Below are 13,206 nucleotides of genomic sequence, written 5' to 3'. Positions count from 1 at the left end.
GTAAATTAATGTCTTTCTCCTTTTAATACGCCATAAATATGAAGCACAGCAGGGAAAATAGCTTCCATAGATTCTTCTGCTCCTTTGGTAGAACCTGGCAAAGCCAGAACCAAAGTGTTGTTGATGATTCCGGCTACACTACGGGATAACATGGCATAAGGAGTTCTGGTTTGACCGTAACTTCTAATGGCTTCTTCAATTCCTGGAATTTGTCTTTCAAATAACGGAGTTAAAGTTTCTGGAGTAACATCTCTTGGAGATAATCCTGTTCCACCAGTGAATATAATTAAGTCAAAATCTTTTTGACTATTGGTGATTGCTTTTTCAGAAATAATGTCTTTTTCATCAGGAATAATGGTGTATTCTCCAATAGAAACTTCACATTCTTTCAATTTTTTAATGATCGCTTTTCCTGCCTTGTCTTCTTTTTGACCTGCAGAAATAGTATCAGAACAAACAATAACAGAGGCTTTTAATCCCGCTCCCGATTTTTTATGAAAGGTAGATTTTCCGCCTCTTTTTTCTAACAATTTAATGCTACCAATCTCTACTTGTTTGTCTATAGGTTTAAGCATGTCATACATATTCAAAGCAATCACACTTGCTCCATGCATGGCTTCCACTTCAACCCCAGTTTTGTAAATGGTTTTTACCGTCATTAAAATAGTAATCTCTAAACCATTTATTTGATATGCTACTCCAGTAAATTCAATGGGTAACGGATGACAATCTGGTAATAAATAAGGCGTTTGCTTTATTCCTAATAAACCTGCAGCCCTACTCATTTCAAAAACATCTCCTTTTGGAACAGTTTTGTTGTTGATGGCATCAATAGTTTCCTGCTTGCTAACTTTTACAATTGCTTGTGCAGTGGCGGTTCTTAAGGTTGAACTTTTATGTGTAATGTCTACCATATTGTGTTGATTCGTGGAGTTGTTTATTTGTTTAATTGAGCGTTGCGTAAAGCATTTAGTTTGTTTGAAATCATTTCAATTTGAGGATGAATGGATTGATAATCTTCTAAACCAATATAGTTTAATTCGTGAGAAATAATAATTTGATTTAAAACTTCCATCAATGAACTATAAGCTAATGTTGTAAAATGTGCTTGATCTTTTGAGGTTTTTCTAGAGCTCCCTTCTGCTATATTTGATGGAACGGAAATAGAGGCTCTTCTTAATTGTGATGTCATCCCAAATTTTTCTGAATCAGGAAATTTGGTTGTTACTCTGTAAATTTCTTTAACAAATTCTTTGGAGTCTTTCCAAACATTTAATTTCTCAAATGAAAATATATACATGGCAAACAATTAAACAGTTACACAAATCAACAATTCAACTCTATGAGTTTACTTTCCACTGATGTGTTTCGTCTTCAAAAATTTCTTTTCCAAAAATAGGACTCTCAGCCTTAATCGTTTCTACTAAATATTCTAAAGCTTTCATCGCTTCTTTTCTTCTAGGGGAGGATACAAACACAAATAAGCAAATTTCTCCAGCTTTAACTGTTCCTAAACTATGGTAGATATGCATACAAGTCAGCTCAAATTTGTCAAAAGTAGCTTCTCTGATTTCGCTAAATTTTGAGTTTGCCATTTCTTCATATGCTGTATATTCAATAGCAGATACTGTTTTACCATTAATTTCATCAGCTCTTACTTGACCTAAAAAAATGTCGTGAGCACCAATGGTTGTCTTGGTTTGATGTTTGGCTATAGAATTCGCAATAAAATCAGGAGTAATAGCACCTTCAATAAATACATTGTGTTTCTTCATATTCTTCCTTTTATGTTTTGTAAAGGTAATCATCCTCCAGCAAACGGAGGTAAAAATGCCAATTCATCTCCTTCTTTTACAGAGAATGTTTTGTTTTCTATTTTTTGATTAACGGCTATATTATAGGTGGTGTTGTTTAGGTTGGGATATTTGTTAAGAATGGCTTTTTCAATATTTTCTAGGTTACAAGTATCGGTTTCTACAGAAAAAGATTCTTGTGTTTTATTGGTGATTTCAACCAATTGTCCAAAGTACTTAATGGTTACTAGCATATGTTATAGCGTTCTAAATCTTTTGGGGTGTTGATATTTACTATTTTAGGGCGAATATGATCTGGAGCTACGATGGTTTTATCTTCTAATTGTTTGATGACAAAACGTAATTTCTGAATTTTATTTTTAAGTGCTAATTTAAAAATACCCAAACATTTTCTATTGTATAAAGCAATTAATGGAGTTGTCCTAGAATCTGCAATGTATTGAACAATGTCGTATTTGTTGTTACGTTCATCTAACAAAGGTTTAAAAACCTCTAAATCTACTTTAGGACAATCACAACTTACAACAATGCTATAATCCGTTTTGCTGGCTTTAAGTCCGGTATAAACAGCTGCTACAGGACCGTAATCTTTTACATTATCGGGAATTCTTTTTACGTCAAACTGATCGTAGTTTTTGTGATTACTCACAATAATAATTTCATCAACAATAGGGCTTAGTTTGTTAATAATGTGTTGGGTAAAGGTTATGTTTTTTAGCATCAAGGTGCCTTTGTCGACTCCCATTCTTGTGCTATTTCCACCTGCTAGAATTATTCCAGTAATGTTTTTTTGCATAACAATAGTTAGTTTTAATCAATAATATAGGTATTTACTTTTTCTCCTTTTTTTACCATTCTAACATCATCTTCCAAATAAATTAAAGCATTGGCTTGAGCAAAACTATTTAACATGGCTGAGCTTTGACTTCCTAAAATTTCTACTTCACCACCTGTAACTTTCGCTTTTAAAAACTCACCTCTTGTTCCGTTTTTAATGTATTCGTTAGATAGGGTTAAAGAAATAGTTGGTTTGCTGTAATTTGGATTGCCAATCATTTTTTGCAAAGCAGATTCAATGTAAATATAATAGCAAGTTAATGCCGATGCCGGATTACCAGGCAACGCAAAAATGATGGTGTTTTGGTTTTTTCCAAAAAATAAAGGCTTACCAGGTTTTTGTTTTATTTTATAAAAGATTTGTTCTGTCTTTAGCTCTAATAATGCTTTTCCAACAAAATCATAGTCTCCAACTGAAATTCCGCCAGAAATTAAAACCAAATCACTTTGTTTAATTACGTCGTTTAAAGCTGCTCTTGTTGCTTCGTAATCATCTTTTACTTTGGTAATGGTTACATCTGTAAACCCTTTTTTTGCCAAAGCGGTTTGGAGCATAATGGCATTGCTCTCATAAATTTGTCCATACTCCAAAGGAGTTCCTGGAGTAACCAATTCGTTTCCAGTCACTACAATACTGATACTAGGTTTTGGATAAACACTTACTTCGGTAATTCCTAGAGTGGCTAAAAAACCAATGGCTGCTGGATTTAGTTTTTCTCCTTTTTGTAAAGCAACTTGTTTTTGTTTGATCTGCTCTCCAGCTAATCGGATGTTTTTAAAATCAGTTAGGGTGTCATCAATATTTAAAACACCATTTTCTACTGAGGTGTTTTCTTGCATAATTACAGCGTTTGCATTAGTTGGAGTAGGGGCTCCCGTAAAAATTCTTACTGCTTCACCAATATTTAAGGTTCTTTTGTTGTTGTCTCCTGCTTTTATTTCATCAACCAGTGTAAAATTATTTTGATGAGTTTCATCAAACAAAATAGCAAAACCATCCATAGCAGATTGATGAAAAGGAGGCATGTTTATAGGAGAAATAATATCTTCTGCTAAAAACAAGTCCAAAGCATTTTTAAGTAAAACCTTTTTAGGTTTTTTGCTTAAAACGTTGGTGTTTACCAAATTCATCGCTTCTTTAATACTGACTAAATAGTTGTTCATATCCATAATAAAATAGAAGACTAAATTAGGGTTATTCTGCTAAAACAACTTCTTTAAACTTACTTTTTGGTGCATCACAAAGATTACAGCTATAATCTTCAGGAAGATCTTTAAAAGCTACTCCTGGAGCAATATTAGCTTCTTCATCACCTATTTCTTCATCATAAACAGTTAAGCAACTGGTGCATTGGTAAACTGGGATTTCTATCAATCCACCATCTTTATTTTCTGTTGGTTTGGCAACGTTTTCAGTATTGTTATCTAGTTGTTCAAAATACAATTGACTCAATTGCATCAACAAACCAGGCAGTTCTATTTCCTCAACATTTTGAGCGTATGATATATACTCTCTTGTGTTTGGATCAAAGTTTTTACAATACAAAACATTATACGATTCAATATTTTGGAATTCATTGGTGATTTTTGGAGATGGGTTTTTCTCTACAATCATAGAAGTAAAATACTGTGGTTTTTCACTTCTTTCATGATATCCAAAGGTCAATCCATAAGTACTAATATCATTTTGATCAAAAGACTTTACAATAAATCTTTTTAGTTTTAAGGCTTCAGGATTATTTACTGGTAAATGCCAGTTTAATTCTAAAGAAGAGTGACGAACGTTGATTCCTCTTTGTCCTAAAAACTTTTCTAGCATAAATTTATATTCCTTTTCTATTCCTTTTACAATAAAAGATTTCCAAGGGGTAATACAAATCCTGCTGATTTTGTAATCCATACAAAAGTCACAGAATTCATCTAAAAACTTTATGTCGTATTTGTTGTTTCTCCAATACAATCCCAACCAATATTGACTAATTCCCATTTTGTTCATTCCCTCATAATAAGGAAAAGGTCTGTATGGAATTTTTAAAGGTTCTTTAATTACTTTGTTATTAGCATCTGTTAAGTCTGTAATGTGATTGAATAAATCTTGAACATTGTCAAAATTTTGATATTCATCTTCTATAATCTTAGCGATTTTAGCAATGTTCCATGAGTACACCAAAACAGGGTAGTTGATGTCTTTTTTCCAACCCGGTAAATCTAAATTTAAGTGCCAATAATCTTCATCTTTAGAAGCGATAAAATTTAAATTTCCACTATAAATAGGAACCAAATTTTGTTGTGGATCTACAATGTTGATTTTTAATGTTGGGTTGTATTTAAAATCCTCATGTAAATACAAATAAGTAGAAGCGCTTAACCACGGTGTTTGCTGAAAAACATCTGCACAAACATAAGAAGATACAATGTTTTGATATTTATAAGTATCATCATCAATATCTTGCTTAAACTCTGGGAAATAAGTTTTTAATAAATGTTGCTGATTTTCTTTTACCGGCAATAATATATCTTGTCTAGATCCAAAACTGATTGAAGTTAAATTCAATGCCTTGGCTAAATGTGTTACTTGCTTTAATTCATTTGGAGTAATAACACCTCCTTTAATGAAAATTCTTTTTAGTTTTTCAATCATTATATTATGCATTTACAGGGGTTAATGATTCTTTTAAAATATCTCTAACTTCTGGTTTACAACTACCACATCCTAATCCGGCTCCAGTAGTTTTACAAAGTTCGGCAAAGTTTGTACACCCACCTGCAATGGCTTGTTTTAAATTACCATCACCTACTTGGCTACAAGAACAAACAAGTTTTCCTATCACAGGTTCTCCGCCTCCGCTACCACGTAATAATTCATCACGTTTGTCTGATAATTCTACTCGGTCTTCAATCAAAGCTTTGAATTCGGCAAATTCTTTTTTGTCTCCCATCAATACAGCTCCAATTAAAATATCGTCTTTCACCACACATTTTTTGTAGTAGCGTTTGCGTTCATCGGTTAAAATAATTTGTTCGTAAGAATTGTCTCCTTTCGGAATTTCAATATTCCCGATGCTACACAAGTCAAGATTTTCAAACTTTAAAATATTCATCAATACAGAACCATCGTAAACACTTCCTAAATCACCTAAAATATACTTTGCAGCAACATCTGCTTGTTGTTCTGCAGCTGAGGTAATTCCAAATAACCATCCATTGTATTGTGCAATTTCTCCCAATGCAAAAATATTAGGATCGCTAGATTGTAAATGTTGGTTGACTTCAATTCCTCTACCACATTTTAGTTTGATATCTCTTCCTAATTCAATATTTGGAATGGTACCAATAGCATAAACAATGGCATTGGTTTTAATTATTTTTCCAGTTTTTAATCTTACTTCTAATTCTGTTTCTTTGTTGGTTTCAAAAACAGTATCTACTTCGTTGTTGTAGTGTATTTGTATGCCTCTTTCTTTAACATCTTGATCTAATAATCTACTAGAAACCAAATCTAATTGGCGTTCCATTAACCTGTTGGCACGTTGAATAATACTAGATTTGATATCTATTTTAGACAATGAAGCGGCTAATTCTAATCCTAATAATCCTCCACCTACAATAGTTACATGTTGTTGATGTTGAGGTAAACCAGTTTTTTCTAAATGAGCTTTTAAAGCATCAGCATCTTTTTTGGTACGCATGGTAAAGGCACCAGCCATATCTATTCTGTAGTCTTTAGGGATAAAAGCTCTACTACCAGTCGCCATGATTAAAATATCATAATGATGTTTGTTTCCGTTGCTGTCTAAAATTGTTTTTTCTTCTCTGTTTACTTTTATAATACTGCAATTAGCATGTAAAGTAACTTTTAGTTTTTCTAGTTCCCCTTTTTTAATTTTTTGTAATTGTTCCCATGTCATTTCTTCGTTAATGTATTCTGGTAACATCACACGGTTGTAAAAAGGATAAGGTTCTAAAGAAAAAACATCTAATTCATCTTCAGTATTGTGTTCTCTGTAAGTTTGAATAAATCTATAGGAAGCAGATCCAGCACCAACCAAACATATTTTTTGTTTTTCTTTTTTAAACTTGGTTACTTGTGCAACAGCGTGTTTAAAATCAGGTTCGCTAGAAATAGGATCAATTAATTCATTTGTTAAGTTGTTAGCACGACCAAAGTCAGAACCAGATATTTTCCCAAAATGCATGGGCATAAAAATAGATCCTTTTTTGATGTCTTTGTTGATGATTGCTTTTACTCTAGCAGTACCACGATTGTTTTTTACCACCACCACAGTTCCTTCTTCAATGTCTCTTGCTTTGGCATCTTCTTCATTTATTTCAACGTAAGGGCCACTAATATGTGTTAGCAAGCGTTTTACTTTTCCTGTTTTGGTTCTGGTGTGCCATTGATCACGAATACGACCTGTGTTTAGGATTAATGGAAATTCATCTGTTGGTTGTTCTGACTGATTGTATATGTTTTGAGCAACATTAAAGTTTGCCTTTCCATTTGGAGTGTAAAATTTTTTATCTGTAAACAATCTAGGAGTTCCTGAACTGTCTTCTGATGGAAAAGGCCATTGAACCGTTCCTAAGTCTCTTAATTTTTGATAAGATAAACCAGAGATGTCAATATTGGTTCCTTTGGTCATTTTGCAATATTCTTTGTAAACTTCTTCGGCATTTTTGTAATCAAAACCTCTATAATTCATTGCCTGTGCAAATCGCCATAAGATTTCTACATCTGGTAAAGCTTCACCAGGAGGTTCAATTCCTTTTTCTAAATAAGAAATTCTACGCTCTGAGTTTGACATGGTTCCTTCCTTTTCTAACCAACCTGCAGCAGGTAATAATAAATCTGCATATTTGGTGGTTTCAGAATTGTGAGAAATGTCTTGAACCACTACAAATTTTGCTTTTTTAAGTGCTCTTTCTACTTTGTTAGAGTTTGGTAAACTCACTACTGGATTGGTACAAATAATCCAAATTGCTTTTAAGTCTCCTTTATCTAGAGCATCAAACATTTTGGTGGCTGTATATCCTGGTTTTGGGTTGATAGGATTACTTCCCCAAAAATCTGAAACTTCTTTTCTGTGGGTTGGATTCATTAAGTCTTTATGAACAGCTAATAAGTTAGCCATTCCTCCAACTTCACGACCTCCCATGGCGTTTGGTTGTCCTGTTAAAGAAAATGGTCCAGACCCAGGTTTTCCTATCTGACCAGTAACTAAAGAAATATTTAAAAGAGATACGTTTTTATCAACCCCAATAATACTTTGGTTTAATCCCATGGTCCACATACTAATGAATCCTTTGGCATCACCAATATATTTAGTAGCTAGTCTGATATCATCTAAAGAAACATCGCAAATTTTAGCAGCATCTTCTAAAGACGTCTCGAATACTTGTTTTTTAACGTCTTCAAAATTATTGGTGTGATTAAAAATAAAATCAATGTCGATTTTATCGGTTTCTATCAATTCACGAACAATAGCGTTGTTCAACACAACATCTGTTCCTTGTTGAATTTGTAAATGTAAGTCTGCAATAGCAGCGGTTTGTGTTTTTCTAGGGTCTACTACAATAAATTTAGTATCAGGATTTGCTTCTTTGTGAGCTTCTAATCTTCTATATAAAATGGGGTGACACCAAGCAGGATTTGCTCCTGTAATTAAAAAAGTATCTGCCAATTCAATATCTGCATAAGCAATTGGTACGGAATCTTCTCCCAACGCTTTTTTATATCCTACTACTGCAGAACTCATACATAGTCTAGAATTGGTATCAATATTATTAGTTCCAATAAATCCTTTGGTTAGTTTGTTGACTAAATAATATTCTTCTGTTAAACATTGTCCAGATACGTAAAAACCAACACTATCAGGGCCATGTTTTTTAATGATAGATTTAAAAACAGCAGCTGCTCTTTCAAAAGCAGTGTCCCATGAAACTCTTTTTAATGGATGGTTTTTGCTCCATTTCATTTCAGGGTATAAAATTCTATCCGTAGTATCTTGAGCAACATAATGAAGATTCATTCCTTTAGAGCATAACATACCTTTGTTTACAGGGTTTTCTGTGTCTCCAGTTACCTTTAATGTTCCGTTGTTGTCTTTATTTACGATGATTCCGCAACCTACTCCACAGTAAGAACAAGTTGTTTTGTATGATTTATTTGCAGACATATTGATTCGTTTTTTGTAGAATACTTATGCAAATATACTAAAATTACGTAGATATTAAGTATATATACGTAGTTTTAAGAGAATGATTTTGTTTAGAATTTAAATAATTGGATTTGAGGAAGTTGTTTCTTGGATGTAGATTAATAAAAAAAGGTGGTAGGGTTAAACGAAAAAAGCCCGAGCAAAATGCTCGAGCCTTTAACACTGAATAATTAAGGAATAATTACTGAATATTATTTATAAAAATTTAGGAGTAATAATTAGCATTAACCAAGCCCAATTTTGTGTGTCTTTTCCAGGTGCATTTGTAGCAGGGTTAGGAAAATCGTCACTTTCAAAAAATTGAGAATAACCAGCTATAACAGAATAACCTTTGAGTTTTTTAGCCACTACTAAATCTATTTCAGTACCTAAATTATTTTTTGTTAATGATTCTTCTTTGAAATAATGTCCCATTAAAGTTGTTGAAATTCCTTTGATAAGTTTGGTAGATACCTTTGCATTTAAATCAACAAGTCCGTTTCCTCCTGCATGATTTCCTACATAGAATCTATCCATTAAGCCATTAAAAGCATGATTGGTTCCGTATAAAGGAAAAAATCCAGCAGAGTCTGTAGTTTTACCAGAGATGATTTCTCCACCTAAACCAACAGAAGTTTTGTCGTCAATTTTAAGTCCTGCATTTAGGCTAGCAAGATAAGCCATGTCTACGGTTGTGTCTCCTGCTCTTTGTCCATCTTGAATGTAACCATTACCATTTAAAGTGATTGGTCCAAGTTTGGTGTCAAAATGTATACCAGCAGTGGTTAAGTTAGATTTGTTTGGTGTTCCATTTTGGAAATTAGTGTTTAATATTAATGCACTAATGTTAAAGTTCCCAAATTTTTTGTTTGCATGAATAAAGGCCATTTCTCTATAAGAAAATAGTAAAGCTGTATCATATATATTGTCTTTAGAGGTGTTTAACGAATATCCAGCATCAATTGCATATCCAGATTTCTTGTATTTTAAAATTCCAACATCATGTGTTCTTGCTTGTTGTGCCCAACCTAATCCTCCTAAGATTCTTTGGTCGTCGTAAGATAAAGGTTGACGACCTAGTTTAACGCTAAGTGCTTTAAAGATTTTTAAGTCTGCCCAAGCTTCTTGTACTCTTAAATTACCATTACCAGTAGCTGAGATTTGAGGACGATCACCTAGTGTGAATACTTCTTGTAAACCTATGTAGGTAGTGTAGCTTGATGTTGTGTAAGTTGCATTTAAAGCAGCCCTTACAGTTGTTTCAATATAACCTGGGGTTCCAACTCTACCTGAGGTATTTCCGGCAGGTGCAGCAGCAGCAGCAGGTTGGTATTTGTAATTAAATCCATCGATCCATTCTGTACGTGGTCTAAATTCTCCAGCTAATGAGAAACTTGGTTTTTCTTCCTGCGCGTTTGCAATGGTTGTGAATGCAAATGCAGCTACTAATAATGATTTAGTTAATTTCATAATTAAGTTTGTTAAGTTGTTTGTTGATTATATTTCTTCGCTGTTAAAAACGAATGGTTAAAAATTTGGTTTAGTGCTCTAAGAAGTCAATCAGATGTTTTCTGTATTTGTAGTAATCATCGTGTTCTAAAATGGCTTTTCTTGTTCTAGGTCTTTCAAATTCAATAGGAAGTACATCACCAATTTTGGCTTTTGGTCCGCTAGTCATCATAACAACTCTGTCTGCTAAAAAGATAGCTTCATCAACATCATGAGTAATCATTACAGCTGTAATTTTTTCTTTGTTCCAAACATCAATCAATACATCTTGTAGTTGACCTCTGGTTAAAGAGTCTAACATTCCAAAAGGCTCATCTAATAAAAGTACTTTTGGTTTGATAGCAAACGCTCTAGCGATTCCTACTCTTTGTTGTTCTCCTTGAGAGATTTCAGATGCCCTTTTGTAAAAAGAACTTTCCATTCCTACCTTGTGTAAGTAGTATTTACAGATATCTTCTTTTTGTTTTTTTGTAGCATGTGGATATACTTTTTTGACTCCTAGCATTACGTTTTCCATAGTGGTTAGCCATGGCATTAAACTCGGGGATTGAAAAATAACCCCTCTGTCTGGTCCAGGCCCTTTGATGCTGCTTCCTAGCACTGATATCTTACCTCCAGAAATTTCATTCAATCCTGCCATCATAGATAACATGGTAGTTTTACCACATCCAGAGTGACCAATAATGGTAATAAATTCTTCTTTTTTTATCTGTAGGTTTAGATTTTCTAATACTACATAATCACCTTTTGGTGTAGGGTATACTTTTTTTAAATCTATCAAATCTAACATCACTTCGTTAGATGGAAATTTCTCTATTTTTGGGTTGTGTATTAATTGGCTCATGTTTTCAGTTTTTAATTAGCATCCCATCTAAAGTCCTTAGGTTGAAGGTCTGGAAGTTCATAACTAGAAGTGCTTTTGGCAGCTTGTTGTTCTCCAAGATCCATTAAATATTCAATAATTTCTAAACGAGTTTTTTTGTATTCCTCGTTGTCATTAAGAGCTGTTTTGTTTCTTGGTCTTTCAATATTTATTTTAAACTCAGGTCCAAGTGTTGCATTAGGTCCTGGCTTTAAAGGAATAATTCTGTCCGCCATGTACATCGCTTCATCAACATCGTTGGTAATTAATAAAGCGGTACGTTTGTTAACTTCCCAAATTTTAAGAATTTCATCTTGTAAATTTCCACGAGTCAAAGCATCTAAAGCTCCTAGTGGTTCGTCCATAATAATCATTTCTGGGTTCATTGATAATGCTCTGGCTACAGAAACACGTTGTCTCATTCCTCCAGATAATTCTTTTGGATATTTGTTTAAAGCGTGAGTTAATCCTACCATTTCAACATGTTCTTTTACACGGACATCTTTTTCTTGTTTTGATGCTTTTGGAAAAGCTTCTTGGATGGCCATATCAATATTTTGATAAACGGTTAACCAAGGTAAAAGTGAGTAGTTTTGAAAGATAACACCTCTTTCGTGACTGGTATCTTCTACAGGTTTCCCTTTAAAAATAACTTCACCTTCAGTTGGTTTTAATAAACCGTTAATAAGGTTTACCAAAGTTGTTTTTCCACTTCCTGAAAACCCTACAATGGCTACAAATTCTCCTTCTTCAATACTAAGGTTGATGTTATCTAGAATTTCCCCTTTGTCCTCCTTTGTAGGATTGTAGGTTTTGTATATATTTCTGAGTTCTAATATTGCCATGATCTTTAGTTTTAAGGATTCTTAAATGGTTTCCTTTTCAAAAGAAACTAAGTTTTGAATAAATAACATGATTCGATCTAAAGCAAATCCAATGAAACCAATCACAAACATGGCAACAATTATTTTTGAGTTAGAGTCCATAGCTCCATTTTGGAATTCTTCCCATACAAATGATCCTAATCCAGGAGATTGTGCAAGTAATTCAATAGCAATTAACACCATCCATGCTACAGATAAAGTAATACGTAACCCTGTAAAAATTAAAGGTAAAGATGCTGGTAAAATCACTTTAAATATTTTTTGAAGAGGTCTTAATCTTAAAACTTTAGCTACATTAATATAGTCTGTGTTTACAGATGAAACTCCCATGGCAGTGTTTACTAAAGTTGCCCACATAGAACAAAGCCCTACAGAAATAAATGAAATGATAAATGAACTATCGCTATCAGAATTTTTAGTTAAGGTTTTTACAATCATGAATACTAATAACAACCATACCACAGGTGATACTGGTTTAAAAATTTGAATAATCCAGTTGATAGATCCTCTTAATGTTTTACTTAATCCAAGTACAATACCAATTGGAACAGCAATAAATAGCGCTAGTAAAAATCCAGCAAAAACTGTTTTTAAACTTGTTTTTATTTGATCTACAAATGAAGGTCTTCCTGTGTAAGTTATGGCTCTTTTACCTTGGGCTACACGTTTTTTGTTCATTTCAAAAGTTTTCTCAGCAAAGGCTTTTTTATCAGCAGAAATTTGTTTGTGATCTTCTAATAAAACTTGATAAGCAGCATATACTTGTGCAGGTGATGGAAGCGTGTTTGGTTGACAATTTGAGTCTCCAGACTCCATGCAAGCTTTTAATTTGGCAGCAGCCTCTTCACCTTGATTTCTTGTTGCGGCTTCAATTTTATACGCAGCTTCTTTATTATATAAAGAACTAGATCCTAGCTGCCAAAGTCCAATGAAAATAAATACAGATGCAATAGGTGCAACTATTTTTCTCATTACTTCTTTGGTGTTTTTTTTAGGCTCCTCTTTATTAATCAAACGTATTAGAGGTTCTAAAAACCCAAGTCCAATAAATTTAATTCCTCTGATGATTGAATCTTTCATGATGTACTATTTTTCCTTAATGC

General features: G+C 33.2%; 12 protein-coding genes. All 12 read right to left on the bottom strand.

The genetic code is table 11. The features are described 5' to 3' along the window. Positions 1-5 precede the first annotated feature (5 nt). Positions 6-941 (bottom strand): bifunctional molybdenum cofactor biosynthesis protein MoaC/MoaB, encoded by a 936-nt coding sequence (gene moaCB, locus QVZ41_RS01720; RefSeq protein ID WP_302883464.1) that lies wholly within the window; start codon positions 939-941, stop codon positions 6-8. Next, positions 938-1,300, bottom strand: a complete 363-nt coding sequence (locus QVZ41_RS01715; protein ID WP_302882813.1) for a four helix bundle protein — start codon at positions 1,298-1,300, stop codon at positions 938-940. The genes moaCB and QVZ41_RS01715 overlap by 4 nt, the downstream gene beginning before the upstream one ends. 40 nt (positions 1,301-1,340) lie before the next feature. After that, complete coding sequence (locus QVZ41_RS01710) at positions 1,341-1,775, bottom strand: molybdenum cofactor biosynthesis protein MoaE (RefSeq protein ID WP_302882812.1); 435 nt, start codon at positions 1,773-1,775, stop codon at positions 1,341-1,343. 29 nt (positions 1,776-1,804) lie between these two features. Beyond that, positions 1,805-2,047 (bottom strand): MoaD/ThiS family protein, encoded by a 243-nt coding sequence (locus QVZ41_RS01705; protein WP_302882811.1) that lies wholly within the window; start codon positions 2,045-2,047, stop codon positions 1,805-1,807. Beyond that, positions 2,041-2,610 carry a molybdenum cofactor guanylyltransferase gene (gene mobA / locus QVZ41_RS01700; protein WP_302882810.1) on the bottom strand — a complete coding sequence of 190 codons (570 nt, stop codon included), beginning with the start codon at positions 2,608-2,610 and terminating at the stop codon, positions 2,041-2,043. Before mobA ends, QVZ41_RS01705 begins: the two co-directional genes overlap by 7 nt. Before the next feature lie 14 nt (positions 2,611-2,624). Continuing rightward, on the bottom strand, positions 2,625-3,821 hold the full coding sequence (locus QVZ41_RS01695) for a molybdopterin molybdotransferase MoeA (protein ID WP_302882809.1): 1,197 nt from the start codon (positions 3,819-3,821) through the stop codon (positions 2,625-2,627). A gap of 25 nt (positions 3,822-3,846) precedes the next feature. Further along, positions 3,847-5,304, bottom strand: a complete 1,458-nt coding sequence (locus QVZ41_RS01690) for a rubredoxin (protein ID WP_302882808.1) — start codon at positions 5,302-5,304, stop codon at positions 3,847-3,849. Beyond that, positions 5,297-8,827 (bottom strand): nitrate reductase, encoded by a 3,531-nt coding sequence (locus tag QVZ41_RS01685; protein WP_302882807.1) that lies wholly within the window; start codon positions 8,825-8,827, stop codon positions 5,297-5,299. Before QVZ41_RS01685 ends, QVZ41_RS01690 begins: the two co-directional genes overlap by 8 nt. A gap of 237 nt (positions 8,828-9,064) precedes the next feature. Continuing rightward, entirely contained in the window at positions 9,065-10,318 is a 1,254-nt protein-coding gene (locus QVZ41_RS01680) for an alginate export family protein (RefSeq protein WP_302882806.1), read from the bottom strand. A gap of 70 nt (positions 10,319-10,388) precedes the next feature. After that, complete coding sequence (locus tag QVZ41_RS01675) at positions 10,389-11,201, bottom strand: ABC transporter ATP-binding protein (RefSeq protein ID WP_302882805.1); 813 nt, start codon at positions 11,199-11,201, stop codon at positions 10,389-10,391. Positions 11,202-11,212: 11 nt separating this feature from the next. Further along, the gene (locus QVZ41_RS01670) at positions 11,213-12,064 is read right to left on the bottom strand and encodes an ABC transporter ATP-binding protein (protein ID WP_302882804.1); all 852 of its coding nucleotides are present in this window, start codon (positions 12,062-12,064) and stop codon (positions 11,213-11,215) included. 21 nt (positions 12,065-12,085) lie between these two features. Beyond that, on the bottom strand, positions 12,086-13,183 hold the full coding sequence (locus tag QVZ41_RS01665; protein ID WP_302882803.1) for an ABC transporter permease: 1,098 nt from the start codon (positions 13,181-13,183) through the stop codon (positions 12,086-12,088). Between the last annotated feature and the right edge of the window lie 23 nt (positions 13,184-13,206).

Source organism: Wenyingzhuangia gilva, assembly GCF_030519655.1.
Taxonomy (GTDB): domain Bacteria; phylum Bacteroidota; class Bacteroidia; order Flavobacteriales; family Flavobacteriaceae; genus Wenyingzhuangia; species Wenyingzhuangia gilva.
The sequence above is the reverse complement of the archived record's forward strand: the minus strand, read 5'-3'. Positions and strand labels throughout refer to the sequence as shown.

Bases quoted from the DNA above. Each gene is read 5' to 3' on its own strand.
- mobA (WP_302882810.1), bottom strand. From the start codon at position 2,610: ATGCAAAAAAACATTACTGGAATAATTCTAGCAGGTGGAAATAGCACA.
- QVZ41_RS01670 (WP_302882804.1), bottom strand. From the start codon at position 12,064: ATGGCAATATTAGAACTCAGAAATATATACAAAACCTACAATCCTACA.
- QVZ41_RS01685 (WP_302882807.1), bottom strand. From the start codon at position 8,827: ATGTCTGCAAATAAATCATACAAAACAACTTGTTCTTACTGTGGAGTA.
- QVZ41_RS01710 (WP_302882812.1), bottom strand. From the start codon at position 1,775: ATGAAGAAACACAATGTATTTATTGAAGGTGCTATTACTCCTGATTTT.
- QVZ41_RS01665 (WP_302882803.1), bottom strand. From the start codon at position 13,183: ATGAAAGATTCAATCATCAGAGGAATTAAATTTATTGGACTTGGGTTT.
- QVZ41_RS01705 (WP_302882811.1), bottom strand. From the start codon at position 2,047: ATGCTAGTAACCATTAAGTACTTTGGACAATTGGTTGAAATCACCAAT.
- QVZ41_RS01695 (WP_302882809.1), bottom strand. From the start codon at position 3,821: ATGGATATGAACAACTATTTAGTCAGTATTAAAGAAGCGATGAATTTG.
- QVZ41_RS01690 (WP_302882808.1), bottom strand. From the start codon at position 5,304: ATGCATAATATAATGATTGAAAAACTAAAAAGAATTTTCATTAAAGGA.
- QVZ41_RS01675 (WP_302882805.1), bottom strand. From the start codon at position 11,201: ATGAGCCAATTAATACACAACCCAAAAATAGAGAAATTTCCATCTAAC.
- QVZ41_RS01715 (WP_302882813.1), bottom strand. From the start codon at position 1,300: ATGTATATATTTTCATTTGAGAAATTAAATGTTTGGAAAGACTCCAAA.
- QVZ41_RS01680 (WP_302882806.1), bottom strand. From the start codon at position 10,318: ATGAAATTAACTAAATCATTATTAGTAGCTGCATTTGCATTCACAACC.